Genomic DNA, 408 nt, shown 5'->3' on the forward strand with positions numbered 1-408 from the left:
GAGCCACAGGAAGTTCGGCAGGGCCGAGCGGAAGTCGCGGCGCACGAGGTTCGGCGGGGCCGGCGTCGGCTCGCCCGCATAGGAGCTGTAGGGCCTCCTCTTCCTCCTCATTGTTAGCGTCAATCTATTTTTCACCAGTTTCGCTAAACAGGCGCGCCGTTCGCGCAAAGGCGGTTTCACCGGTTGCGCTAACGTATTTTCACCGATTCCGGTCACGGCTCGACGGGGCCGTCCCTCGGCAGGTCCTTCAGCCTGTAGGACCTGCCGGTTATCTTGACCAGGTGGCAGTGGTGGCATACCCTGTCCGCGATCGCGCTCGCCGCCACGTCGTCCCCGAACACCCTGCCCCAGCCGCTGATCCCCACGTTGGTGGTGATGATCGTCGAGCGCTGCTCGTAGCGCGTCGAT

General features: G+C 64.0%; 1 protein-coding gene and 1 pseudogene. Both read right to left on the minus strand.

What is annotated here, in order from left to right; all coding sequences use genetic code 11:
* A pseudogene (locus ACTQ05_RS09600) lies at positions 1-216 on the minus strand (hypothetical protein); the annotation flags it as partial.
* Positions 213-408 (minus strand): ATP-binding protein (locus tag ACTQ05_RS09605; protein ID WP_441538987.1); only part of this gene is annotated, 196 nt, incomplete at its 5' end. The gene ACTQ05_RS09605 and the pseudogene ACTQ05_RS09600, both read right to left, overlap by 4 nt.

Source organism: Collinsella sp. LCP21S3_A9 (assembly GCF_052118785.1).
Taxonomy (GTDB): Bacteria; Actinomycetota; Coriobacteriia; order Coriobacteriales; family Coriobacteriaceae; genus Collinsella.